This is a genomic window from Halobacillus sp. A1-3, assembly GCF_050971765.1.
Lineage (GTDB): Bacteria > Bacillota > Bacilli > Bacillales > Halobacillaceae > Halobacillus > Halobacillus mangrovi_B.
On the sequence record NZ_JBPCEO010000001.1, the window covers coordinates 214,129 to 239,746 of the forward strand.

At 40.2% G+C, this 25,618-nt stretch carries 29 protein-coding genes; 4 read left to right on the top strand and 25 right to left on the bottom strand.

The window, feature by feature from the left end; translation table 11 throughout:
* Positions 1 to 32: 32 nt before the first annotated feature.
* On the top strand, positions 33 to 809 hold the full coding sequence (locus ACRYKC_RS01005) for a sulfite exporter TauE/SafE family protein (RefSeq protein ID WP_433804785.1): 777 nt from the start codon (positions 33 to 35) through the stop codon (positions 807 to 809).
* Positions 810 to 909: 100 nt separating this feature from the next.
* On the opposite strand, the gene ACRYKC_RS01010 is transcribed toward ACRYKC_RS01005, so the two are convergent.
* Together ACRYKC_RS01010 and ACRYKC_RS01015 are read right to left on the bottom strand one after the other, a co-directional pair.
* Positions 910 to 1,362 carry a YueI family protein gene (locus ACRYKC_RS01010; RefSeq protein ID WP_433804786.1) on the bottom strand — a complete coding sequence of 151 codons (453 nt, stop codon included), beginning with the start codon at positions 1,360 to 1,362 and terminating at the stop codon, positions 910 to 912.
* Between the two features lie 722 nt (positions 1,363 to 2,084).
* The gene (locus ACRYKC_RS01015; protein ID WP_433804787.1) at positions 2,085 to 3,989 is read right to left on the bottom strand and encodes an LTA synthase family protein; all 1,905 of its coding nucleotides are present in this window, start codon (positions 3,987 to 3,989) and stop codon (positions 2,085 to 2,087) included.
* A 384-nt stretch (positions 3,990 to 4,373) separates the two neighbouring features.
* Here ACRYKC_RS01015 and ACRYKC_RS01020 point away from each other — a divergent pair, with 384 nt between their 5' ends.
* A complete protein-coding gene (locus tag ACRYKC_RS01020) occupies positions 4,374 to 4,943 on the top strand; it encodes a biotin transporter BioY (protein ID WP_433804788.1) in 570 nt (189 codons plus the stop codon).
* Between the two features lie 486 nt (positions 4,944 to 5,429).
* Here the strand turns inward: ACRYKC_RS01020 and ACRYKC_RS01025 are convergent, their stop codons facing one another.
* Positions 5,430 to 5,738, bottom strand: a complete 309-nt coding sequence (locus ACRYKC_RS01025; RefSeq protein WP_433804789.1) for a YrhK family protein — start codon at positions 5,736 to 5,738, stop codon at positions 5,430 to 5,432.
* 97 nt (positions 5,739 to 5,835) lie between these two features.
* Here ACRYKC_RS01025 and ACRYKC_RS01030 point away from each other — a divergent pair, with 97 nt between their 5' ends.
* Positions 5,836 to 7,017, top strand: coding sequence for a CapA family protein (locus ACRYKC_RS01030; RefSeq protein ID WP_433804790.1), 1,182 nt, complete (start codon positions 5,836 to 5,838; stop codon positions 7,015 to 7,017).
* 146 nt (positions 7,018 to 7,163) lie between these two features.
* Here ACRYKC_RS01030 and ACRYKC_RS01035 read toward each other — a convergent pair whose 3' ends face one another.
* From ACRYKC_RS01035 to ACRYKC_RS01065, 7 genes are all read right to left on the bottom strand, one after another.
* Entirely contained in the window at positions 7,164 to 8,816 is a 1,653-nt protein-coding gene (locus ACRYKC_RS01035; RefSeq protein ID WP_433804791.1) for a b(o/a)3-type cytochrome-c oxidase subunit 1, read from the bottom strand.
* Entirely contained in the window at positions 8,813 to 9,286 is a 474-nt protein-coding gene (locus ACRYKC_RS01040) for a cytochrome c oxidase subunit II (protein WP_433804792.1), read from the bottom strand. The genes ACRYKC_RS01035 and ACRYKC_RS01040 overlap by 4 nt, the downstream gene beginning before the upstream one ends.
* Positions 9,287 to 9,297: 11 nt before the next feature.
* Positions 9,298 to 9,420: a cytochrome C oxidase subunit II gene (locus tag ACRYKC_RS01045; protein ID WP_433804793.1), complete on the bottom strand. Its 123-nt coding sequence runs from the start codon at positions 9,418 to 9,420 to the stop codon at positions 9,298 to 9,300.
* Between the two features lie 235 nt (positions 9,421 to 9,655).
* The gene (locus ACRYKC_RS01050; protein ID WP_433804794.1) at positions 9,656 to 10,999 is read right to left on the bottom strand and encodes a PAS domain-containing sensor histidine kinase; all 1,344 of its coding nucleotides are present in this window, start codon (positions 10,997 to 10,999) and stop codon (positions 9,656 to 9,658) included.
* Positions 10,996 to 11,427, bottom strand: a complete 432-nt coding sequence (locus tag ACRYKC_RS01055) for a GAF domain-containing protein (protein WP_433804795.1) — start codon at positions 11,425 to 11,427, stop codon at positions 10,996 to 10,998. The genes ACRYKC_RS01050 and ACRYKC_RS01055 overlap by 4 nt, the downstream gene beginning before the upstream one ends.
* A gap of 16 nt (positions 11,428 to 11,443) precedes the next feature.
* Positions 11,444 to 12,100 (bottom strand): response regulator transcription factor, encoded by a 657-nt coding sequence (locus ACRYKC_RS01060; RefSeq protein WP_433804796.1) that lies wholly within the window; start codon positions 12,098 to 12,100, stop codon positions 11,444 to 11,446.
* Positions 12,075 to 12,659: a hypothetical protein gene (locus ACRYKC_RS01065; RefSeq protein ID WP_433804797.1), complete on the bottom strand. Its 585-nt coding sequence runs from the start codon at positions 12,657 to 12,659 to the stop codon at positions 12,075 to 12,077. The genes ACRYKC_RS01060 and ACRYKC_RS01065 overlap by 26 nt, the downstream gene beginning before the upstream one ends.
* A 183-nt stretch (positions 12,660 to 12,842) precedes the next feature.
* On the opposite strand from ACRYKC_RS01065, the gene ACRYKC_RS01070 reads away from it, so the two are divergent.
* Entirely contained in the window at positions 12,843 to 13,091 is a 249-nt protein-coding gene (locus ACRYKC_RS01070) for a DNA alkylation repair protein (protein ID WP_433804798.1), read from the top strand.
* 162 nt (positions 13,092 to 13,253) lie between these two features.
* On the opposite strand, the gene ACRYKC_RS01075 is transcribed toward ACRYKC_RS01070, so the two are convergent.
* From ACRYKC_RS01075 to cuyB, 15 genes are all read right to left on the bottom strand, one after another.
* Positions 13,254 to 13,862, bottom strand: a complete 609-nt coding sequence (locus tag ACRYKC_RS01075; RefSeq protein WP_433804799.1) for a hypothetical protein — start codon at positions 13,860 to 13,862, stop codon at positions 13,254 to 13,256.
* A 13-nt stretch (positions 13,863 to 13,875) separates the two neighbouring features.
* Positions 13,876 to 15,063 (bottom strand): Alp7A family actin-like protein, encoded by a 1,188-nt coding sequence (locus ACRYKC_RS01080; protein ID WP_433804800.1) that lies wholly within the window; start codon positions 15,061 to 15,063, stop codon positions 13,876 to 13,878.
* A gap of 688 nt (positions 15,064 to 15,751) precedes the next feature.
* Complete coding sequence (locus ACRYKC_RS01085; protein WP_433804801.1) at positions 15,752 to 16,717, bottom strand: S8 family peptidase; 966 nt, start codon at positions 16,715 to 16,717, stop codon at positions 15,752 to 15,754.
* Between the two features lie 173 nt (positions 16,718 to 16,890).
* Positions 16,891 to 17,190, bottom strand: a complete 300-nt coding sequence (locus tag ACRYKC_RS01090) for a rhodanese-like domain-containing protein (protein ID WP_433805113.1) — start codon at positions 17,188 to 17,190, stop codon at positions 16,891 to 16,893.
* A gap of 75 nt (positions 17,191 to 17,265) precedes the next feature.
* Entirely contained in the window at positions 17,266 to 17,634 is a 369-nt protein-coding gene (locus tag ACRYKC_RS01095; RefSeq protein ID WP_433804802.1) for a sulfurtransferase, read from the bottom strand.
* Between the two features lie 75 nt (positions 17,635 to 17,709).
* Positions 17,710 to 18,804, bottom strand: coding sequence for a sensor histidine kinase (locus ACRYKC_RS01100; RefSeq protein WP_433804803.1), 1,095 nt, complete (start codon positions 18,802 to 18,804; stop codon positions 17,710 to 17,712).
* Positions 18,794 to 19,480, bottom strand: coding sequence for a response regulator transcription factor (locus tag ACRYKC_RS01105; RefSeq protein ID WP_433804804.1), 687 nt, complete (start codon positions 19,478 to 19,480; stop codon positions 18,794 to 18,796). Before ACRYKC_RS01105 ends, ACRYKC_RS01100 begins: the two co-directional genes overlap by 11 nt.
* A 17-nt stretch (positions 19,481 to 19,497) precedes the next feature.
* Entirely contained in the window at positions 19,498 to 19,644 is a 147-nt protein-coding gene (locus ACRYKC_RS01110; RefSeq protein ID WP_433804805.1) for a thioredoxin domain-containing protein, read from the bottom strand.
* Positions 19,645 to 19,658: 14 nt separating this feature from the next.
* Positions 19,659 to 20,072: a TlpA disulfide reductase family protein gene (locus ACRYKC_RS01115; RefSeq protein ID WP_433804806.1), complete on the bottom strand. Its 414-nt coding sequence runs from the start codon at positions 20,070 to 20,072 to the stop codon at positions 19,659 to 19,661.
* A gap of 15 nt (positions 20,073 to 20,087) precedes the next feature.
* Positions 20,088 to 20,840 (bottom strand): cytochrome c biogenesis CcdA family protein, encoded by a 753-nt coding sequence (locus tag ACRYKC_RS01120; RefSeq protein ID WP_433804807.1) that lies wholly within the window; start codon positions 20,838 to 20,840, stop codon positions 20,088 to 20,090.
* A complete protein-coding gene (locus ACRYKC_RS01125; protein WP_433804808.1) occupies positions 20,825 to 21,427 on the bottom strand; it encodes a hypothetical protein in 603 nt (200 codons plus the stop codon). Before ACRYKC_RS01125 ends, ACRYKC_RS01120 begins: the two co-directional genes overlap by 16 nt.
* A 415-nt stretch (positions 21,428 to 21,842) precedes the next feature.
* Positions 21,843 to 23,174, bottom strand: coding sequence for a murein hydrolase activator EnvC family protein (locus ACRYKC_RS01130; RefSeq protein WP_433804809.1), 1,332 nt, complete (start codon positions 23,172 to 23,174; stop codon positions 21,843 to 21,845).
* Between the two features lie 54 nt (positions 23,175 to 23,228).
* Entirely contained in the window at positions 23,229 to 24,122 is an 894-nt protein-coding gene (ftsX, locus tag ACRYKC_RS01135) for a permease-like cell division protein FtsX (RefSeq protein ID WP_433804810.1), read from the bottom strand.
* A gap of 462 nt (positions 24,123 to 24,584) precedes the next feature.
* A complete protein-coding gene (locus ACRYKC_RS01140; protein WP_433804811.1) occupies positions 24,585 to 24,860 on the bottom strand; it encodes a hypothetical protein in 276 nt (91 codons plus the stop codon).
* Between the two features lie 36 nt (positions 24,861 to 24,896).
* The gene (gene cuyB / locus ACRYKC_RS01145) at positions 24,897 to 25,607 is read right to left on the bottom strand and encodes a cysteate racemase (protein ID WP_433804812.1); all 711 of its coding nucleotides are present in this window, start codon (positions 25,605 to 25,607) and stop codon (positions 24,897 to 24,899) included.
* Between the last annotated feature and the right edge of the window lie 11 nt (positions 25,608 to 25,618).

The window sequence follows — 25,618 nt, forward strand, 5'->3', positions numbered from 1 at the left end:
AACGGTTCCCTTTTTTAAGGAGGTTTGTGAAAATGGATTTCGGATTAATCATTACAATATTTATCATCGGATTTGTAGGTTCATATGTTTCTGGGATGTTAGGAATAGGGGGATCCATTATAAAATATCCTATGCTATTGTATATTCCCCCACTTGTAGGTTTTACAGCTTTCACGGCCCACGAAGTCTCAGGCATTAGTGCCGTTCAAGTATTTTTCGCAACTATTGGTGGAGTTTGGGCCTACCGTAAAGGAGGATACCTGAACAAAACATTGATTATATATATGGGAGTCAGCATCCTCATCGGAAGCTTCATCGGAGGCTATGGATCCCGGTTCATGTCTGAGGACGGTATCAATATTGTTTACGGAATCCTGGCTTTAATTGCCACGATTATGATGTTTGTACCTAGGAAAGGGTTGGACGATCAAAAACTAGATGAAGTTCAGTTTAACCGCTGGCTCGCTGCATCTCTAGCTCTTATTGTAGGTATTGGAGCAGGAATTGTAGGAGCAGCTGGAGCATTCTTATTAGTGCCTATCATGCTTGTCGTATTGAAAATTCCGACACGCATGACCATCGCTTCTTCCCTTGCCATAACTCTCATCTCTTCTATTGGAGCGACGGTAGGTAAGGTGACTACAGGGCAAGTTGAATATTTCCCAGCAGCGATAATGGTCATTGCAAGTCTTATCGCTGCTCCACTAGGTGCAAATGCAGGTAAGAAGGTTAATACAAAAGTACTTCAGACCGTATTGGCCCTCCTTATCCTGGCGACGACAGTAAAAGTTTGGTCAGATATATTTTAAGTCGAATGTTAAAAAGCCGATGCTTAATTAAGCATCGGCTTTCTCTATGAGAAGGCATGTTTTTAGCTTAGAATAACAAACTTCACACATTACACGTCCATCACTTTGGGGTTTTAAATAACGATTTTAGAATTCCTTTCAATCCTTTATCTTTTTGCGTTTCTTCCTCAGGAGAACAAGGTTCACTTATTTCTACCTCAATCTTTTCTTTTTCTATTGGGTAGTCTACGACCAGTAACACCCCTACGTCTGTATCTGTCTCCTGATCCGAGACCGATGTAGTATGAATACCATACTGGTCTGCTAAACGGGAATATGGTTTTCGAAATTGATAGCTGATTTTACCGTTCAATAGCAGCTTTGAATCTTTATGTTCTCTCATTTGCTGTGACAATTCATCCATCCCTGCTTCTTGCATCACTTGAGCTTTCGTGAGCATAAGAACGATTCGTTCACGCAAAGTGCCGAGAAATCTTCTCCGTTCTGATGGTTTTGTTTCTCTGCTTCCATATATACCTTCCTGTAAATAATCTTCTACGTCTGGTTTTTTCATCGTTCCACCTCGCTCATCACTGTTTCTATTCTCTCCTTCTTTTCTTCACCTATCCCTATTGTAGAACATCCCCGAGCGGTCTCTCATCCATTATGCTTTTATGTTCATTACCTTTTTTAGGTTTATCAATTATTGGTCCTGTTGGTGTTTCCTTACTCATTTATAGACTCCGTATCCTGAAGACTTGAATTCAAGATATTTTAGGGGCCGTTGCGTAATTACTGTAAGGTTGGATGGAAAACAACTCGCTTTCCTACGGGGGAGCTGGCGAGCCTCCTCGTTCGCTGCACTCTCTGTGGGGTCTCGCCTAAGTCCTTCTCCCGCGGGAGTCTCGCCGTTTTCCATCCAACCCATCTATAGTGTAATGAACGGCCCCATTTAACAGTAGTAAGGAGGCTTTGATTTTCTAAAGTACAGATAGATTTTCGTTACCAATAACGTTTCCGTTTCTCCTAACAGCCGTAAGGAGGTTCGAGAAATTGCGAGACTCCTGTGGGATGCACATGATAGGTGAGACCCCGGAGAGCTTTAGCTTGAGGAGGCTCAGCACATGCCCACGGAAAGCGAGTGATTTCTCGGACCTCCAAATTCTACTTAGGGCAACGGAAACATCACAGGACCTCGAAATCGAGCATTTCATAATCCTTATATATAGTTGAATGTTTTAAACGCAAAAAGGCTTGCAGGAAACGTTGGGTTTCACTGCAAGCCATTTATAGAAGTTATTCTTCTTTATTTTGTTTACCTTTCGTATCAACCATTTCGGTTTCATCAAGATAACGTAACAAGTCTCCATAAATAACAGAGTCGGATACGCTTAATTCCTCCTGAGCTGCTTCGAATCCGGGTTCACAGGAATCAGCTTCGACTTCTTCCCCTGTTTCTCGATCATAACAAACCCCTTGAATTCCAACATACTCATCACTCGCAAAATCACCGTCACGTGTGATCATTAACTCACGTCGATCTTTGTCCAATAAGTCATTCCCGAATTGTACTGGATTAGAATCCTCTATGCCCAACAAATTCGTAAGTGTAGGACGAAGGTCAACTTGACCACCTACCGTGTGATTTTTCTCTGCTTCGATGCCTTTACCATAAATCAGCATAGGTACACGTTGCAATTGGAACTGCTCATAATCATTGATTTCTTTACCAAGGTATTCACCCATCGCTTCCTGGTGATTCTCTGAAATACCAAAGTGGTCTCCATAGATAACCAGAATCGTATTGTCATAGAGTTCAGACTGCTTGAATTCCTCGACAAATTGCTTCAACGCTTCATCTTGATAACGAATCGTTTGGAAGTAACGGTTCAGTGTACCACTGGAGGTTTCGCCTTCCTCAATGAATTTCTCCTCTTCCGGCAATGAGAAAGGATAATGGTTTGTAAGTGTAATCAGTTTAGAGTAAAACGGCTTATCCATCTCTTTCATCTTGTTTAAAGAGTCAGAGAAAAAGTACTCATCTAAGTAGCCCCAGCCGTGTGACTTCTCAGGCGTCACTTCATAATCTTCTTTAGAGAAAAACTCATCATAACCTAAAGAATCGTACATGACATTTCGGTTCCAGAATGTCTTGTCATTCGCATGCATCACATTTGTAAAATACCCATTTTCACTTAATAGAGAAGGCAGTCCTTCATATTCATTACCTGAGTGAGTAAAGAATACCGCACCACGATTCAAAGGATACATAGAATTCGCAAGAAGGAATTCAGAATCTGATGTACGCCCTTGCTTGACCTGGTGGTAGAAATTATCAAAGTAAATACCTTCTTCTTTCAAATCATTGAAATATGGGGTCAACTCTTCTCCGTGCAGCTTATTATCGACAACAAACGTCTGTGTACTTTCAAGGGAAAGCAAAATCACGTTTTTCCCTTCAGCCACTCCTTCAAGACGATCGCTATCTTCCTGCTTATTCTCATTCATGTAGTTAATGACTGGTACTAATTCGTTACTATCTGCCAGTGTTTTCTTCATTTCGGTCTTACCTTGAAGAACCGCATCGTACACGTGGTAGTTGATCAAGCCGATGTACTTAACAAGCATATTGCGGTCGAAAGTACGTTCAAGAAGATCAGTACGTTCTTGTTCCGCCCACTGCAAATTAACCATGAACAATGGAATCGCAATAATAGCTAGAATGATCCCTTCACGTCGTTTCGGTGTAAAGCTGGTTAAACGCTGCGGCTTTAGATAAAACAGTAAGAATGCTGCTATCAAGACATCCACAAACAATAGAATGTCACTAAATTCAAGGATCGTTTGAATACTGCCTCCCATTCCAGCCAAGTTCGCTACCTGGTTCAACATAGGAATTGTGATGAAATCATTGTACTCACGGTAGAACAGTATGTTTACGTAAAGAAGCAAAGACCCTAGAATGTAGGACACTAACATACCCCTACGACCACCAAGCAGAATCCCAATTCCGAAGATTAAGAAAATACTGCTTAGCGGATTGAACGCTAGAATACTAGCTTCATTAGAGTTTTCAACATTTAATGTAAAAATATTGCTCTGTATATAGTTCATCTTTAACCAAAACATTCCGATGACAACGGCATAAGCTATCAATTTGAATGCAGTGTTTTTATTTAAGTATTTATTTTTTGTAAACATTGTAAAACCTCCGTTAAATTTTACATTACCCCATTTTACATGATCTGAACAGCTTTTTGTACCAAAATTTTATAGTTTAACCGTTCTGACACATTTGTAATAGCTCCATCAAGGGCTTGTAATGAAAAAATGAATAAAACGTACTAGTTTTATCCACTAATCCCACTAAAATCCAATATGTAATCCTCTTTTTTATAAGTACTCTTATGCCCCGGTTTGACAAGATTTTTAAACTTTACGGGGTCTGGAAAAAAAGTATATTTTTATATAGTATCCTTCAATCAATCTATGTAAACCGAAATTTTTTCACATAAAAAAACACCCTTCTTTACAAAGAATATGTTAACCTATTTTTGAAACAGTTAACAATAGGAGGGTTTATTTATGCAAGATCAACGTAAAAAATTAAGAGTTATCGTAAATTGTGCTATTTTCGCAGCCATTACAGCTATCCTGGCACAAGTAGAAATTCCACTTCCTGTCGTGCCCATCAGTGGCCAAACGTTAGCAGTAGGACTTACCGCAACCATTTTAGGAAGCAGACAAGGAGCGATAGCTATGGTAGGTTATGCAGCACTCGGAGCGATAGGATTACCAGTTTTTGCAGGGTTTAAAGGCGGTGCCCAAGTCCTCGTCGGTCCTACCGGTGGATACATATTTGGCTTTATTCTTACCGCCTTTATTACGGGTCTCATTTTAGAAAAAACGAAGTTCAACCTGACTATGGCCCTTGTTGCCAATATCGTCGGAATGATCGTAACGCTCATTTGCGGAACCGTTCAATTGAAGTTTGTCTTGGATATGTCCTGGAATCAGGCCCTCGCGGCAGGTGTTTACCCATTCATTGCCGTTGGTTTAATAAAAGCTTTCCTTGCAAGCTGGATTGGAATTACCGTTAGAAATAGATTAGTTAAAGCCCGTTTCCTTCCTGAAAACAAAAAAACCGTCGCTTAATACAACAGACCATCATATGTACATTTACCTGGTGTACAAAATTTATCATAGCCAACACATTAGATCCTACACCTTTAATATAAGCCTCCTTAACCTGAAGACTTGAATTTCGTAATAAGCGTAAGGTTGGATGGAAAACAACTCGCTTTTCTGCGGGGGAACTGGCGAGCCTCCTTTTTCGCTACGCTCTTTGTGGGGTTTCGCCTAAGTCCTTCTCCCGGGGGAGTCGCGCCGTTTTCCATCTCCCCATCTATAGTGTAGTGAACGGCCCCATTTAACAGGAGTAAGGAGGCTCAGCACATACCCACGGAAAGCTAGCGATTTCTCGGACCTTTAAATTCTACTTAGGGCAGCGGAAACGTCACAGTACCTCGAAAATCGAGGCTTCCACTATCCTGCTATTAAGTTGAATGAACCGAAGACAGAAATATTAGCGAATTTGTCTAACAAACCAAGCAATAAATAAAATAGGGAGTTATTATCCTGTCACTGTTTCTCATCGTATTCCCTTTCATAGTGTTTTCTCATATGGAAAGAATGGACAAGCCGGATAGAGGGACGGATTAGCATTTGCATACTTCCCAGCACAAATAGAGTAACGCCCCATGTTTTAAGTTCTTCAAAATAAAAACAAATACTTCCTATCAGGAACCATAAGCCAAGCAGGAATTCATTAACCGTATATAATATTTTATACTCTTTTTTAAAGAAGATTTCATGTTTGCCCATACTTATATCGACATATTGCTCTTTCGTTTGCGAATCAGCATTAGGTTCTTGCTGTGTAGATGACATCTGATCCATCTCCTTCCGTTTATGATTAAGATCCAGTTTATTGAAGGACTTCCCAGGATGAAAAAGTGATAAACCAGTTGGAAATGACATCCCATTTATGGTTACAATAGACCTACCAAACATCCAACAGGAGGGGAGTCTAATCAGTCTAATCCGATTCACTATACTCATCGTCCTATCCAGTCTTTATTTGTCAGGCTGTAGTTTTTCACCATCATTTCTAGAATCGTCTGATCCTGAACCTATCAATAACCATTCCACCTCGAGCATAGAAACGACAGAAAAGAAACCTCTAAATCTTAATTCCCGGATCAGCATTTCTGCAGTTGGTGATGTGCTTATTCACGAGAGGGTATATCAAAAAGCAAAAACGTCTGAGGGTTACAACTTCATGCCAATGTTAGAAGAAACAAAACCTACTCTTGAGTCCTCAACTATTTCTATCGCGAATCAAGAAACGATGATTGGAGGTAAAGATTTGGGTTTATCAGGTTATCCGACATTTAATTCACCAAAGGAAATCGGGGATAACTTGAAAAGTTTAGGAATCGATGTAGTTACTCTTGCCAATAATCATACCTTGGATAAGGGAGTCACAGGCATCGAGAAAGCGCTCAACCACTGGAATAAGATTGATATGAAACATACAGGGGCTTATACGGACAAGAAGCAAAGTGAAGAGATTTTAGTTTACGAAACAAAAGAAAACTTGGATGTGGCCGTTCTAAGCTATACATATGGCACAAATGGCATTCCTTCACCCGAAGGAAAAGAATACGTAGTAAATCGCATTAATTACGATAAGATGGCCAAAGACATTTCAGAAGCAAAAAAATTAGCGGATGCTGTCATAGTGAGCTTACATTTCGGAAATGAATACCAGCTTTATCCTTCTCCGTACCAGAAAGATGTCGTGCAATTTGCTGCAGACCAAGAAGTCGATGCCGTGCTGGGACACCACCCCCATGTTTTGCAGCCGATTAAGTATGTGGAAGGTAAAAATGGAAACCGAATGCTGACGATTTATTCCCTGGGAAATTTTTTCTCAGGACAACTGGGTGAACATAAACGAATAGGCGGGATTTTTGCTTTTGATTTTGTCAAAAAAGCAGATAACAAAGACGTGGTCCAGGCAGTGGACCCTCGTTTCCAAATCACTTATGTAACCTCTGATTATCAGGTAGTTCCTATGGCAGATATCCCTGTGCTAAGTGATGAGTACAAAGCCAAGAAAGAGCATATGTCCCAATGGCTTCCAGAACTAACCTTCATAGAGTGACGAAAAGAGCGGATGCCATGAGGTCATCCGCTCTTTTCTATTCTTCATCTGTCTGAAGTTCAACTATGATAGCACTTAACACGGTAAAAAGCACAATGGAAGCTACAGTAAATGCAAAGGAAAATGTCATTATTCCTCTCCTCCTTTTACCAAGTCTGGAATCGGTCTGAGCCTGGCGGTGCGTGCTGAATAATTTCTGATAGAGGGATCGTGTACGCAAGAGCAATTAAAATAAAGGCGACCCCGATCCATATTTTCCAGTTTTCAAGGAATTTTGGTGTGGAAGACGAATCGCTATCAGCAATTGGAAAATGCATAAATGTACTTTCATCTGCTTTTGGTGCAAGCCACCAAAGCTGCACAACAATAAATATTAAGAGCACAGCGGATAGAAACAGAATCGATCCTCCAACGGCCATGGTCACATGGTTAGACAATACTCCTTCAAACCAGGCTTGTGCATCTTCATGGGCATACCCTGTATAGGCGGTTCGCCTTGGAGCTCCTAGTAACCCCAACATGTGTTGGGCAGTACTCATCAAAAGCATTCCTATAGACCATGTGCCGATTTGTAAAAATGCCAGCTTTTGTAAGGACTTCGTGAAACGACGGCCTGTCAAATGAGGAATAAGCCAGAAAGTGAGTCCAAAAAATGTCATGGCAACTGGTGTTCCAACAGTAATGTGGAAATGCCCGACTACCCATAAAGTGTTATGAATAACCTCATTCATTTGAAAACTGGCATTTATGATTCCACCAGCTCCACCCGGAATAAAGAAAGCCATAGCTATGAAAATCGACGTAAACCTTACATCTCTCCACGGAAGTTTCGTCACCCAGCCGAACAATCCTTTACCACCTAGTTCTCGGCCTCTTAATTCGAATGTGGCAAACATTGAGAAAGCTGTCATTAAAGATGGAATGATGACCATAAACGTTAAGACCGTTTGCAAAAACTTCCAAAAGCTTGCGATTCCTGGTTCTGTCAGCTGATGGTGGAACCCTACAGGAATCGAGAACAAGATAAAGAGAACGAAGGACAAACGCGCTAATGAATCGCTAAACACACGTCCTCCAATGATTTTCGGCACAATGACATACCATGCCATATAAGCAGGAAGCAGCCAAAAATAGACTAATGGATGTCCGAAATACCAGAACAAAGATCGACTTAACTCTACATTGATCCCCTGAGCCCATCCAAACGCCCATGGAATAAATTGAAACAAAACGGTGGCAACTACTCCTAAACAAGCGATCACCCACAATATGACTGTAGCCACTGTCATGAAGGCAAATAACGGACTCAGTTCTCCTTTGTTCTGTTTTCGCCATACGATGTAATGACCTACTAATGCAAATCCTTGAATCCACGTTCCTATGACAAATAATGCGAGACCAACGTAAAACAGGCCGTGTGCTTGCAATGGAGCATAAAATGTATATAGAACAGAAGCCTGGCCTGAGATAACCATGACAACGACAAGCAGCGTACCGATGGAGGTGACCCAAAAGCCGATCCAATTCCACAACAGCACTTTTGGTCCAAAAGCTCCTAACGTCCGGCTCATTCCAGCCTGAAAGAAGGCAAAGATGAAAAATGTTGTAAATACAATGGCTAGAAGAAGCCCATGTGCAGTAAGCACTTGGTAATAATCGAGCCAGGACGGTAATGTCAAGGCATCATTTCTGATAAATACCTGCAGTAATCCACAAAGTGTGCCAATTAAAAATGCCGCGTAGGCAAATCCTAAATTTGATAATGCGAGCAGACGATCTCCTTTTTGCATGACGTTCATGGCTGAATCACCTCGATTTCTGTACTCATAAAATGATGACCTGAGCCGCAATATTCATTGCATACGACAAGATAAGAACCCGGTTCATCAAACGTGTGTGTTCTATGATTGATTTGACCAGGAATAGCCATCATGTTCACATTTGTTCCTACAATCGAAAAGCTGTGAGTTACATCTTCACTGGTGAGCGTAAAGGTAATTTCTTCTCCCGCCGGAACTTGTAACTTAGCAGGATCATAGCCGAAAGCCATGGCAATCATGGATACTTCGTAGGTACCATCTTCTTTTTTATGAAGACCAGGCTCGTTAAACGGTGCTGTTTCCCTGACTTTTTCAGGGTCAATGGTCATGTGCCCTCCAGATGGAATGTTTCCCTGATGAAATGCACTGACTCCGACTACAGACAAAAAGATGATAAGTGCGAAAACGCCAAAGGCCAGCCAAATTTTTTCGTATTTGTGTAAATGCATTTGTCTTCCCCCTACATTCGGTCAATATATAGATAGAAAATACTTACCCACATGAGAATAATGACAATTCCTACAGCGAATACGCTGATCAGTGTCCCCTTCAAACTTGGCTGTGAAGAATGGTCTTTTTTCATAGCTCCAAGCCCCCTTATTTATGTAGTTGATCTACATTCATTGTACGTCTAGAGGGCCTTGTAAAAGTATTGGGGAATCCCCCCATTTAGGTAGTAAAATCCCCTGATATTTCAGGAACACAAGTCCTTTCTAGCTTTAAACGGGGGAGATGGATGCCGCCTTACTTCACAATAAATTATAAGCACAGAATTTTTTTATACTTTTAAGACATAAAAAAAGAAACCTGAGTCAATCTCAGATTTCCTTGGGTACGGTCATTTTAATGGTCGTCCCTTTTCCTGGGATGGATTCAACCGTTAAGGCTCCCCCCACGGCTCTCGCTCGTTCTTCCATACTGAATAGCCCAACCCCTCTTCCAGCGTGGGTTTCAGAGAATCCAACGCCTTTATCTATAATAAAAACGGAAAGCTCATTTTCTTTTTCTATAAGTTTCACGGAGGCTTGGTCTACTTCTGCATATTTTCTTACGTTGGTCAGAGCCTCTTGAACGATTCTGTAGATTGTGGTCTCTATCGTGGGAGTCAAACGTGATGAGACAGTCGAAGAAAACTCTACCTTCAAACCAAATGACTTATCTAATCGGTGAAGGAAAGAGCGGATAGCAGGTAAAAGCCCAAGTTCGTCCAAAGCAGACGGCCTAAGACCCCAGGACATATCCCTTACACTTTGAATAAGATGACTGATATCCCCTGTCATTTGTTCAATGAGTGAATGGTCTACTTCTTGCTGTAAACGATGCATGCTGATTAGTAAACTGTATAGTTCTTGACCGATACCATCATGCAGTTCACGTGACACTTGTTTTCTCTCTTCCTCCTGCACTTGGATCAAACGCTGGGTCATTTTTTTAAGTTCCTGTTCAACACGTTTTCTCTCTGTAATCTCGTTTCTTATTGCCAAGTACTGATAGGGCTTTCCATTTTCGTTCAAGAACGGAACAATCGTGGTATCCACCCAATAGTAAGTACCATCTTTCGCCCTGTTTTGTATTTCCCCTTTCCACACATTCCCTGCCCCAATCGTTCTCCATAGATTCTTGAAAAACTCTTTAGAGTGGTACCCTGAATTCAATATACGGTGATCGCTGCCAATCAACTCATTGATTCCATATTTTGAAATCTCACTAAATTTATCATTCACATAACGAATTCTTCCTCTACGATCGGTTAAAGCTACAATCGATGATTCATCTAACGCATATTTGATGTCGAGCAATTCCTTTAAATGCTGATACGATCCATTATCCATTACTGTCCGGTACTCGAGATTTTGCACCGTTACAAAATAACGCTTGCCTTTTTCATCCGTCCATTCCTGTACCACAACGAATACCGGAAAAGGACTCCCTTGTAAAGGAGTGACGTAGCGCTGGAGGAGAACTCCCTTTGAACAATCCGATAGTGCGTTGACTTCAAACTCGAGGAATAAATCCGCAATATGAACATCTGTATCAGTCATTTTAAAAAGCTGTTTCGCTTTTTTATTAGCATTGAGTACATAACCGTTTTCTCCTACAACTAAAAAACCTTCATGCTCTTCAATAGCTGTAGTATTCGATTGAGGACTACTGCTTGTCATGATAAGGCCTCCTTCCTTTTGAGTTGAGAGATAACGTGCGTGAGGTGTTCTTGTAATAGTTGCTTATCGGGTAAAGGATGAATTTCACGATAACCGATAAGCAGCACAGAGTCGAAAATCTTAGTATTTAGCAATGGAACCGCTAGGAATGATTGCAGTTTTTCAGCCAAAATGATTGGATATTTGGTGATTTCATCAGGAAGTTGACTGGGATGCTTGCAGGCAAATGGCCGCCCCGTTTGCATAACTTTTCCCGCTACTCCATACCCATAAGATATTTCCATCCGCGTGTATTTATCATTCAATGGATCCAACGCGTATGTCCATTTGATTTTTCGTGTCGCCCCATCCCATTCGGCAATGGCAATGAATGAGGCTCCTGTGGCTCTTTGAAGCTCTTTACAGACATCCCCTATGGTTTCATTCATGTCTTGTCATCCTTTACTAAATTGAATACCCAAGTAATCCTCTCTTCCAGGCATACTCTACAAGTTCAGGTCTTGTTCTCAATTTAAGTTTTTCCATCACCTTAGCTTTATGGGCTTCGACTGTTTTCACACTAATGACTAGTTTATTTGCTATTTCTTTATTGGAAAATCCTTTTGCTACAAGGGCGAGTACTTCACGTTCCCGATCGGTCAATAGCCGGTAGGAATCTGCTTTGCCATTGTTCTTTATTTTGTCCATGTAGTTTTCCATCAGGCGTTTTGTAGCCGATGGATATAAATACGCATCCCCGCCTGCCACTTGCCGAATCGCCTTCACCAGCTCTTCGTGCGGTGCATTTTTTAATATACATCCAGACGCCCCCAATTCGATGGCTCTGAATAAATATTCCTCATCATCGTGCATTGTCAAAATTAAGATTTGAGTATCTTGAAATTGTTTTTTAATTTCCGAAGTTGCTGATAACCCGTCTTTACCATGTGGCATAGAAAGATCCATTAATACGACCTGAGGATGCTTCTCTTCCACTTGCTGATAGGCTTCATCCCCTTCAGAAGCTTCACCGACTACTTCAAAATCACCGACCGCATCCAACAACATAGTCAGTCCGGATCTTACGACTGCATGATCATCGACAATTACAATTGAAATCATCGCGTTTTCCTCCTTGCACTAGATGAGCTGAGAACCAGCGCCATTCTATCTGATCTTTCCTTCTTATGAACTCCATCTCTATATCTAAGTCTTTCTGTAATAACTCTAACAATTCCTCCTGAGCTGATGAAAAGCTCTCAATATAAGACTTGTATCTGAACAGAATCCCTAGTTGATCAACTTCAATCTCCACATAATCCGTTTCCGAGTATTCAAGAATTAACTTCAGTGTAATTTGCAATAGCCGAAAAGCCAATACACCTTTATGTGCAAAAATTTGATTTAACTTATGTGGATCAGCCAAATCAACTTTTACCCCATATCGCTTTTCCACTTGTTTTATATAACTTTTAAACGCAAAGGGAAGACCATATTCTTGATATGAAAGAGGGTAGATTTCTTTAGAACGGTTTCTCATATCCTCAATTAAATGGATCAATAAATCCTTCATATCGTTTTTGCTGCTATCTGCATCCAAATGATGTAAAGCACTTGTCAATAATTGTGCATATCTTTCATGCAAGTCATAAGACATCTCAAACAGGATAGATTCGTACATCTTTGAAATTACCTGGGTGGGGGATGAGACAGTCATGCGTATTCACCTCTCCTACTTAAATTCTTACTTACTATCCTACATCCATAAGAGACAAACAGATATTAGGGCATTCCCTTATTTTAAGGAGTAGATTTCCTGCATAATTTTGGATACAAGTGAGAAACTATCCATGGAGGTGAAAGAATGGAAGCTTATCTATGTCCAAATTGTAAGACGAATCGTTCCAGGTTTAACATTATTGAACAGCGTGCAAAATCCGTTAAGATTAACCCAAAAACAGGCGAGGTAGAAGTTGAGTATACAGATAATAATTTGGATGTTTTCCATACGCCCTACAACGGCCCTGCGAAAAAAATCCAATGTGGATCCTGTGGTCTTATCGAAAACGAACAATCTTTTATAGCCTATGCGAATCATAACCGCTTATCCTAAGCCAAACCTCTGACACCTCAGAGGTTTATTTTTATGTATGTGATTTATCGAGCTATCTGAAAATGGTGATAGGCTGTCACTTCACTCGATACGAATTCGATTAACAGACCCTTGCGTTTCACCTAAAAAAAAGCCCCGCTTTTACTCAGCTGGGACTTTTCATTACTTATTCATTTTCGAAAGGAAGTCACCTAAAAGATCATCCTCATCTTCATCATCGTTTACCGAATTTTCCTCTTTATTTTCGTGGAGATCTTCATGCAAATGATCCAGACTCAGCCCTTCTAGTTCATCATCAATGTCCTTCCACTCTTCGCCCGAAGCCTCTTGTACTGGTTCAGGTTCGATAGTTGGTACTGGTACTGACTCAAGCTCCTCCGCAGCCGCTGCCTCATCTTCTTGTAAATACAAAGCTTCATTGATGTCATAGGCATTGCTGTTTAAAGAAGCCAAAAGAGTCGTCGCCCTTACAGGATCCATCATAAGCTGGTATAAAATGCTTCCAATCAGCGCTTCTGAATGCTCATGCTTCATCCAGTTCCGTTGTTCCTTTGTAAGAGGTTTCGGTAGCGGGACGGAAATGGTCTCTTTATTTTTCGAAAGTGATTCATTAACTCCTTTAAGTACAAATTGTGCAATTTTACTAGAAAAGTTTCTTCGTTCTGTATCTTTCAGATGAGAGAGTTGGCGTAATAAATGGTCGGGTGTATCGGAGGGGACGCGAAACGTGATCGACTGTCCCCTCTCCACACTTCTCTTAGACTGACTCATAGCATACCATCACTTACTTAGATGAGGTTGCTTTTTGTTCTTGTTTCTTGCTTTCTTTACCAGTTTGCTTAGAATTTTTTCGGATATAATCAGAGATCAATTTGTAATAAGCATTCGCCATCATCCAGATACTTTCATTCTCATCTTCGAAGAATTCAATATTAAATCCATCAAGTTTGTTGTTTAACGACTTAATATACTCTTTAAGGACCGCTGAGCCGCCGCCAACGAAATAGCAAATCTCAGACTGAGAGTTCTTCTGCCATACATTTCTCAAATAGCGGTACTGTTTTTTAGCCAGTTCAAGCAGAATACGGTCAGTAATATCATGAACATTCGTACGACTACCTTTAACCATAATGTGGTGACGATCATTGTTACGAGTAATAATGTCTACTACATCACGACGACTATCCAATTCGACGCCATGTTTTGTAAGAATTTCATCTCTGATCATTTCAAGAGACTCAGAAACCCCCAGGTTGAATCCTGAGGCTTTATCGTCATCGACATTACGGTTGCGGATGACAGCAATATCTGTAGATAACCCCCCGATGTCCTGGATAAGAATCTGCTTATCAATTAGCTCTCTATTGATGATGTTTAAATCATTATCCATAACTAGGTTGATGTAAGCTGCGAATCCCTCTGGATAAACTTTCACTTCGTCAAATTTGATGTTAACTTTCATACCTTGATATCTAGGCGTTACTAGGAATTCGACCTGGTGTACGGACCCGAGCAGTTGAGAACGGTAGCCTACATCCTTACCTTCTTTAACTTCCCGAAGTGGTAAACCTGTGCCGAGTGTATAGTTAGCTTCTACCACATTATTTTTTGCAGATTGTGCATTCTTACCTTCAACAGCATCCATCGCCAGAGAAGCGAAAAGCATAATTAACGTCTGGTCTTCTTCAGATTTATAGCTTCCTGGATCCAATTCCGTAGAGTTCGTTGTTTTCGTAGCCAGATTACCTACACGATAGATAGCATTATTTTCTTTTAATGCAGGGGAATGCACTCGAATATGTAAGTTATCGAGTGGGTCTTTTTCATCTAAATCTTCAATTCCGATAACAGGGCGATCTTCTAAGTCTCTTGCAATTACGTTTGGAATATATAGGGATGATTCTAATTTTCCAAAGTTAGCTTTTACTGCATCATTACCAACGTCAACAGCTGCAATTCTCGAGTTTGTCATAAGAACAGCTCTCCTTTTTATTACTAGATTTTACCTGGTTCTCCTCTAATCTATAAAACTATTCCTTCAAAGTCAATGCGCCTTTAGATGTACTCGAATATGTGTGCATGCCTGCATTTATGTACACTTGCAAACAAATAAGTATACATATTGATATACCAGTATGCGTGCGCTTTTGCATACAAGCAAACATATTGTGTACATAAGGAATGCAAAACGCACACATGCATACATAATTGTATACAAACTATTAAATCAGGCAATTCTACAAAATTATGCACAAAATCACGGACTGAGTTTAGATCTTAATTTCAGAGATCCGGGCTGAGTGTGGGTCTTTTAGATCATATAGGATTGGTTAGGAAAATTGTGAAATTTAACTATAAGCGTAATTAATAGAAAAATTTTATTAGGGGATGATGGATTACTAAAGTGTAAAGTAGATATATTTGATAGTAAAAGGAAGAGAGTAAGAAGGTATAGGGAGGTTAAAAGAATGCATAAAAATTAAGAGAAAGAGAAGATGGAAAGGAGGGTTTGAAGCGTGAAATGAATGAAGCAACAGAAAAAGTTTCTTTTGTCCTCCCCTACTCCTTTAGCAACCCCGACAATGCTTTCGATAAGCGCTACTCACATACAAAAATTCGTAAAACAAAAATCCCCTGTTATTAGCAGGGGATTTTGAAAGCTAGTTATTAATATAGGTACTGAAAAGATCTTCAAGCTTTTGAACTAAAGCGAGGGTCATTAAACCGTTTCCTTCTGCTTTTTTTGTATATCCTAATGGTGTTGTACGCTTAACTAGTTGAGCGAAAATTTCTGCCTCTGTCATATTCCGCTCGAATTGCTTCTCTACTAATGGGATAAGAAGAGCTAAACCACCGGAAACATGAGGGGTAGCCATAGAGGTACCAGAGAGCTTTGCATATTTACCTTCAATATAAGTGGATAAAACTTTAACTCCAGGAGCGACAAGGTCGATCTCATCATTCGTGTTCGTAAAGTCAGCAAGTGATCGATTTTCATTTACTGCCCCCACTTGAATGACTTCATTATAGGCGCCAGGGTATCCGTATTCAGGTGTGCTCGGACGCCCGTCTCCCTCATTACCTGCGGCACATACAACGGAAATATCTTGATCCACTGCTTTTTTAATGGCCTCATGGAGCTCTTCGGAATCATCAGGTCCGCCAAGAGACATCGAAATAATACGAACCTTCTCCCCGTTAGGACCAGACCATTGGGTTGCATACTCAATTGCATCAATAATCCATTTGTATTCTCCGCTCCCAGAACCCTTTAATACCTTCAGTACAAGGAGACTTGCTTCCGGCGCTACACCTACCACCCCTTCTCCATTCTCTATAGCAGCTATTGTCCCAGCCACATGAGTGCCGTGACCATTGTTGTCTGCGTAGTTCTCAGGGTCACTCTCATAGTCTGAAGTAAAGTTACGTCCGCCTATGATTCTACCTTTTAGATCTGGATGGTCTAATTGACACCCAGTATCAATGACGGCTACTACGCTTCCCCTGCCCCTGTCGCTATCGACCCACAAATCTTCAGCTTCAACCATCTGTACACCTTTAGGAACTTCTGATGTACTTTGCAAGACCTCTACCGTACGATATGGAATCAATTTCATTTCACTCATTTTATTCCTCCTCGTAACATCTCTACTTTTCTGGAGTTCAATCATGATGAAAGGGAATCTCTACCATCATTATACCATTTGTTTAAAAATTCTGAGATATGTAAGCATGAAAAAAGGGATAAAGTCCTGTGATTCTCACAGCTCTTCATCCCTAAGCAGTTCCAATGCAGGAATTATACCCAGGCTCCCATACCACCTTTTACATTGTATAATTTTTTATAGCCTTGTTTTTTTAATAGTTTTGCTGCCTTAGAGCTTCTCATACCGCTTTGGCATACGAGAACTACACTGTGTTCACGGTTAATCTCATCAGATCTTTTTCTTAAATCTGATAATGGAATGTTTTTGAATGGCTTTCGGTGATTTGCTCTGAACTCACCTGGTGTACGAACATCTATAAATTGTACATTTTTCTCGTCCATAAGCTTTTTAGCTTCTTGAGAAGTGATCGATTGAACACCTTTAGCAGGCATCAAGCGATTCGCAACAAATAGAGCAATACCTATGATGATAATCCATTGAATAATACTTTCTATTTTCAGCACCTCCTATTTTTCACACAGACAAGGAACAGCATGATAACTCTTCATTTGATCAGCCACTGTGTACCCGATCACTTCATATCCTTTTTTACGAAGAAGGCGGGTACATAGGTTTCTTTCAACCTGATCGGATACAATTAATGCCACCTTTCTATTAGGTAAATCTGTATGATGACGGTTTAAATACGATAATGGAATACAATAGGCATCTCCAACACGATCTCTGCTTGATGTCTGGTAATCCCTTGCATCAAGGAGAATCGTATCTGATCCTATTTCATTCACATCTATTTTTTTAACTCCATGGACAGGCCAGTATCTATTCATAAAGAACAACAACATCAGTATAGCTCCACTAACTGTAATAGCAATCATTGTTCCACTCCTTACTCATTCATTCTTGTTATACTATATACCCTATACGGTATAATGTCAACAAAGAAAAATGCCTCAGCTCTGGCTCAAGGCATTTGGCAAATAAACAATAAACTTGTGGATACTTCCATCACTTTCTACTTCTATGCTTCCCTTATGACGATCGACGATCTCTTTACTAATTGCTAATCCTAGCCCCGATCCTCCTGTATCTCTTGACCTGGAAGTATCAACCCTGTAAAACCGTTCAAAGATCTTCTCGAGTTGCTCGTTAGGAATCGATTGTCCAGGACCTTTTACATATATCGTGTAGTCGTTCTCGTTTCTTTCTCCTTTTACCTCTACCGCACCGTTTCCACTATAGTAACTTAAGGCATTACTCAAAAGGTTGGTGAGAACCTGTTGCATTCCTCTCTGGTCTACAAATATCTCTGCTGGCTCAACATCTACCTGAAGGATAATTCCTTTTTGCTGAAACTCCAGTTCATAAAGTTTAACCACATGATCAATCAACTCTCGTGCTTCTACCATGTCTGGGGATATCATTGTATCATGGGAAGACCCATCCCATTCACGAATCCAGTCAATTTGACTAAGTAAATCAGTGATACGCTGTGTTTCTTCAAACAGTGATTGATAAATAGCAGGATCACCTTGTATAACTCCTTTTTGAAGTGCTTCCAGATACCCCCTTAGGTTCGAGAGTGGAGTTCGTATTTCATGCGACATATCGCTAAGCATCCGGTTTCTAAGCTCTTCGTTCATTTGGAGCTTTTGGTTTAGGTCATTAAAATGCTGGACCAGCTGACCTATATCATCCTTTTCACCATCTACAGAAATCGGTTCAGGATAACGTCCGTCACGGATTTTTCTGACCGATCCTTTCATTTGCTGAATGGGTTTTAACATTGATTGTGTGACTCTCAAATAAATAAAACCGCCTATAATAATGGCACCAGCGCTAATGAGCCAAAAATAGGCGAGCAAATCTACATGAAATCCATTTTGAACAGAACGAGTAATCCCATTCATTTCGCCAACCAAGCTGCATGCCGTTTGATAGATTGTAAGCCCGCTAAATAAAATAAAGCTTGCAAGAATAAAGATTTGAATCATAGTCAAACGAACTCGTAAATCGGAAGATATATATTGCTTAAACTTATTCCCCAACAAATTTATACCCCATTCCTCTTACGGTTACAATTCGCTTTGGCTCTCCGGGATTATCTTCAACCTTTCTTCTTAGTTTTTTTACATGGGCATCAATTGTTCTCGGGAAGATTTGCGCCTCCGAGCGAGGGTGAATATGATCAATCAGTTGCTCTCTAGAAAATACTTGGCCCGGACTTTCCATCAGAAGAAAAAGGAGGTTGAATTCATAGCTGGTAAGTTCAATTTCTTCCCCGTTCAGCCAAACCTCTCCCTTTCTCGGTTTGATGACAAGTCCTTCGTGAACAATTTTTTGACAAAGCCTCCCCGTTCGGCGCAATACGGCTTCAACATGGGCCAACAGCTCCTCTGGACTAAAAGGCTTTGTCATATAGTCATCTGCACCTAATTTCAACCCATTGATCTTTTCTTGTGTCCTAGTTTTTGCTGACAGCATAATGACCGCAGGATCCTCTGGTGTTTCTTCACTTTTCACCCAACGGCAAAACTCTTCACCGCTCATCCCTGGAAGCATTAAATCCAAGATGATTAAACATGGCACATGCCTTAAATAAAGATCCTGCGCTTCTATTCCGTCATACGCCTGTAGCGTTATATAAGAATCACGCTCTAAATAAAGCTTGATGAGGTTGGAAATTTTAGCGTCGTCTTCGACAATCATTATTTTAGGATTCATCGTTTACGCCTCATTTCTCATAGGTCTTCGTATCGCTGCATCATCATATCATAGTTCATTGCCCCAAGAACAACAGATTGCACTTTCCCATCTTCATCAACGAAGATGGAGGTTGGTACAGGACCAACTTGATACTTACCCATCACTTCAGCCTCGTGATCCAAAAGGATAGGAAAAGTTAATTCGAACTCTTGAACAAAGTTGTTAACATCTCCTCTTGCACTCTCCTTCCCGTTAAATTAACCGCAAGGATCTCAATGTCAGTTTCATTATATAATTTCTCCATATCAGGCATTTCAGCACGACAAGGCGGGCACCAGGTCGCCCAAAAATTGATCAATACCTTTTGGCCACGATAATCCGAAAGCTTAGCCGTTTCTCCATTTAATTGAGTCAACGTAAAATCCGGTGCGTCTTGACCTTTTTTTAAGCCTGTTTGTGGAGTTGACTGCGGTTCGCCTTCTGCTACCATCTTCGTCCCTGATGATTCTCCTTCAGAAGAAGGATTCTCCTTTGTTTCCTTATCTGTAAAGTCATAGACTGCCCATCCAAATAATGCTGTAATCCCTAAAATGATAATCCATTTCTTCATACTGATCACTCCTGACTATGAAAATATCGTTCCTAAATTCGCAAACCACGTATCCTGAACAAGACGAAGAAGGATGTTAGACAAACGGGTTAATTGTCCTGTATATAGAAGCACGCCCATCACGATCATCAGACTCCCGCCAACCTTCATAATGATAGAACTATATCTTACAATGGCCCGTGTAGAACCGATAAACCAGGTGAAAAGTAAAAATGGAATGGCAAAACCTATTACATAGGCAACCGTGTACAACAACCCTTTAGTTGGTTCATTAGCAGCGAGCACAAGAACAGAGGCAAAGATCGGCCCTATACACGGTGTCCAGCCAGCAGCAAAGCCCATGCCTACGAAAACCGTCCCAGCATAACCGAGAGTAGATTTTGGCTTGACCTTCATTCGTTTTTCACGCATCAGCCATTTAAAATTAATCCACCCACCAATAAACAATCCCATAACAATAATAAAAATGCCTGCAACTCTTTGTATGAAGTCTCCCGTATTTCCTGTAAACAAACCTTTTAATAAGTTTCCGAGCATAGAAGCTCCAAGACCAAGGCTGATGAAAATTAATCCGATTCCAAACAGAAAAAATATAGAATGAAAAAGTAATTTTCTCCTTACATTCATGCTTTTATCCCCTTGGATTTCTTTCACGCTCATTCCAGTTATGTAAGATAAATAAGCCGGAAAAATCGGTAGCGTACAAGGCGATAGAAAGGATATAACCCCTGCCCCTAGTGCAAGCCATAATGTTACGTCTGATCCCATTTAGAACCCATCCTTTTCTTTATAATGACTATGAACGAAAATAGTGTAAGGAATAGATAGAATGCGGCGTGCACTCGAATCCCCATGACGGCTGGAACTTCCACAGTGAAAGAAATGACACTGGCTATAATCATTCCGACAAATAACACTTCACGCCAGAAATACTTAAAGATTAAAAGGCTGAGATAAAGACAAAACCACAGCCCCATTTCTAAGAGCACTTTCTCATTTAAGAAAACAACAACGATAAAGTAGAAAAAGAACGAGGACCCGGTTCCCATGAAAACAAGATCGCCATGAAAGCTTTCTTTTGTTTTACTTTTTATATATTCCTTCCGATAGAAAAATACGATCACTACCGATGCTAGATAGAATTCGAGCGTACCACTTGGATATGCGAGTAATGCCAAAGGATACTCAAAGACCATTGGAAACTTCGTCACGAATTTCATTAAAAACATGACAACCACGAAGCTTGTGATTAAGGATAGGAAAGAAGAAACCCTATCTTTTTTTACCTGTGAAGAATGATGGGAAGCAAAATAATAAAATACGATTCCTGCAATAAATGCTATACTTCTAGCCATTATGTAAGGAGGAAAACTCATACCTGTCACCTCTATAAAGATTTTATCAATTGAATATGAAAATTAGATGAAAATTAGATGAAAATTAGATGAATAGATGCATTAAATTAATGATAATAAAACACTCATCTGCGGTTATCTAGCTAAGGTTTATGTCTACATTACCGCTTTATTCATTGTCTATCTCTAGTGTATTAAGCCTAAAGTGAAAAATTAGACACGCGTACATCTGTAGGAATCTTCAAGTTTAACCCTGAAAGTCGGGAATATGAAGTTTTGGAGCCTAACGCTGTTCTTTTCGCGTTGGATGTCCTGGTGACATCTACTTTGCCCTGGCTACAGATCTATATCGGTACAACCGCTAAACAATTAAAAAACACTCTGACTTTAAAAGTCAGAGTGTTTTAAGTTTACCTTAAGGCAAGTATTTACGCGGATTTACAGAATTTGAACGGCTTCCATTCCATGAACCTTCGTGAATTTCGAAGTGCAAGTGCTGACCAGTGGAAGCACCTGTACTTCCCATATACCCTAATTGAGTGCCTCTAGATACGGATTGTCCAGCGGATACGTGTGGTGTACCTCTCATATGGGCATACACCGTGGTGTACGTTTGACCATTAATTTGGTGTGCAATGAAAACAACATTACCGTAACTCGATGAATAGTTTGCACGGATTACTGTACCGTCAGCTGCTGCTTTAATCGGAATCGTCCCGCCAGCAGCTAAATCAATACCAGAGTGAAGCCGGTTCTCCCCATCAATTGGGTGGTAACGCATGCCGTATTCCGATGTGGTTGGAGCACTTGCTGGCCAGCTGAATAATGAACCACTGCTTGTTGATTGGGAAGAGTTATCGCTCGAGCTACTACTTGAACTATCGTTTGAGCTTGATGTGCTAGCAGCTTCAGCTTTGGATTCTGATTGTGCTTTTTCACGAGCGGCTTTTTCAGCGGCTTCTTTTCTCGCTGCTTCCTCAGCAGCTTTACGCTGACGTTCTATTTCTTTCTTGATGGCAGCTTCTTGAGCCGCTAACGTCTCTTGCTCTTCTTGAATATCCATTTTGTGGTTATGAAGTTCTTCTTCTTCATTCTCAAGCGCACTTAATAGATTATTTTTTTGAGATTTTTTGCTATCTAATTCTTTTTTCAAAGTTTCAAGTTCTGCTAGTTTATCTTCTAAGGAAGCTAATTCATCTTCCACTTGTGTTTTTTTCTTTTCAACAGCTTCTTTATCAGCTTTGTGCTGCTCAAGAAGTTCTTTATCCTGCTCGGCAATCGTATTGAGACTCATGACACGTTCAAGGAAGTTCCCGAAGCTTTCTGCTCCCATCAAGACATCTATGTAATCAATGGCTCCACCATTTTGATACATGGACTTGACTCGATCCTTCAACAGTTCGTCTCTTTCAGCAATACGCTCTTCAAGGACTTTGATTTCAGATTTAAGTTCCTTAATATTTTGTCGGGTTTCTTTGATTTCACTTTCTTTTGTTGCAATCTTGTCAGTGGCTTCCATGATTTGTTTATCCAAGCGTTCAATCTCTGCACTGACTCGTTCTTGATCTTCTTTAATCTCAGCAATTTCCTGCTCTGTTTCCTGCTTCTTTTCTTCAGCTGATGACTGCTTGTCCTTATTTTCACTTAACTTATCCTTTAAGTCATTAGCAAAAACAGGCCCCGCAGTCGACAACCCGGAAAGTCCCAGACTGACGGTTAAAACGGCGACTAAAACTTTAAACTTCAATCGTTCTTCCTCCCCCAACTCAAAAGTTACTTTTCTCTATATAAGCTCTGATCCTTATACTTTCAAATACTTTCTAATTGACGTAAAACTTCCCCATAATCCAATGATGACTCCCATAAGAATGAGGATTCCGGAAACTTCAAGTACGAACGGATAAACCGGTAGTAAATCAATAAACAAAGTCGGATATCGAGTTGTAATTTCTGTATAGAGATAGTCGTATCCGAATATTACTAAACCAATCGGAATAACGGCGCCTAATATACCAATCAATATGCCTTCAAACAGGAATGGCCATCGAATAAACCAATTCGTCGCACCGACCATTTTCATGATCTCTATCTCTCTTCTGCGTGCTACGATCGTAATACGAATTGTATTGGCAATTAAAAACATCGCCGTAAATAACAGACCGGCAATAATGGCAAGACCAACATTTCTAGCCATATCCATCACATTAAAGAGACGTTCTACAGTCTCTTTGGCATATTCTACTTTTTCAACATGCTTAAAATCTTCGATTGATTTAGCGACTTGAATGGTATCCTCAGGATCCTTTGTTTTAACAACGAAAACATCATTGAGCGGGTTTTCATCTTTCAAAGATTGAAAGACTTCCCCTTCGTCTCCCATACTCTCAATCAGCTTGTTCAATCCTTCTTCTTTAGATTGGAAAACCACACTGGAAACCGCTGATATATTCCCCAGCTTCTCTTCCAGTTCTTCCTGGCCTTGTTGATCCGTTGTTCTATCAATAAAGACGCGTACTTCGACATCTTCTTCAATTTGGGTCCCGATGTCATTTAAGTTAAGGAGTAAGGTAGCAAATACTCCTACTAACAGAAGTGTAACGGTCACAGCTGAAATAGAAGCGATGGACATCCAGCGGTTCCTCGCCAGGTTCTTCACGCCTTCTTTACCATGGCGGCCGAAAGTTTTAATCTTCATACTTGACGTCACCTCTTCTTAACTCAACGCCATTGATATCTCTATATTTATTAATCTTTTGGGCGGTTTTCTTGGCACTATTTAACACTGTCTTGCGGTGATGCATATTAAATCACTTCCTACTAACACTCATTTTTGTAAATCTATGATGTAAAAAGTATGTAGTCTTTGTCGTATGTTGCGATTTACCATAATAATTATAACAAAGAAATTCGCTAAATAAAGACAAATTATTATTACATTTGTATTTCATCTATTTACACAATCGTGACAAATCGTGTCGAATTGTAGGGTTTTTCGCTATTCGATGCAATTTGTCATATGTATATACACAATGCTCTTTTTTCCTATTCATAGTTATAACCATAATTTTCTAAGTAACTTTGTCTAAACAGATAATAGATAAAGAGTGAAAATAAAAAAGACAATTCATTTCGAATTGTCTTCATTTCATAGTTTTATTTAGTTTCTGGCTTTTTTAAGTACTTCTATTTCCTTTTTTAACCTAGTGTTCTCTTCCTGAATGGTTTCGTAGCCAGGGCCTTTTAGCGGTAACAAATTGATTTCATACCATGCTTTGCTATTCGCGTCACATATCTCTGAAGTTTTCCTTACAGTGGCTTGAGGATAGAATTTGCGAAGTTCCTCGATATCTTTATTAGATAACCGTAACTCTCGATAATACACACCTTCTCCAAAGGACTCAGACAAAAACTCTTTCAATTCATTTTTTGCCATTAAGAAGCACTCCTTTATACGGTTATCGTACTTTTCCTAAGACTTCTGATAAACCGTCTCTTTCACAACAACATTTGCTACGACCTCCATCGGATCAAGCAAAGGAGTCGGAAGGTGGTAAGGTTTTAGAACCAACCCAATTTCTGTACAACCGGAAATGATCAATTCCGCCCCATTATCTAGCAGCTCCTGAGATGCTTCTTTCAATAAATGCAAAGGTTCCCCATCCGTATTGCCGCTTTTAATGCCGTTTTCACCATAAATGGCCTGCATCACTTTGTCATTTTGACTAATGGGTGAAGGATAAATTACATCCAAATGATCTAAATACTTTTCGAAAAGTCCAGTCTCCAAGGTCCCAGTCGTCGCTAACACACCAATCTTAGATACACTCGGATAATAATCACTGATGTACTTCTTCAATTCCAGAAAAGCATTTAACAACGGAAATGAAACTTCTTTTTGCACTTCATCAATGAAAAAGTGCGCAGTCATACACGGAATTAGCGCAACGTCTACATCTAGTTCTTCTAAGTTCTTCGCTGCATGAACCATTTCGGGTACGGGATTTTCGCCTCTGCCAGAGATCGCTTCTGTACGGTCAGGTATTTTCGCATTACTGTCTATGATGACACGGAAATGATCCTGGTCTTTGCTTGCGTTCGTAGCTCGAATAATTTTCATATAGCATTCTGCAGTTGCTTCAGGCCCCATTCCACCTAGTATGCCGATGATTTTGTCGTTCATGTAATGCCTCC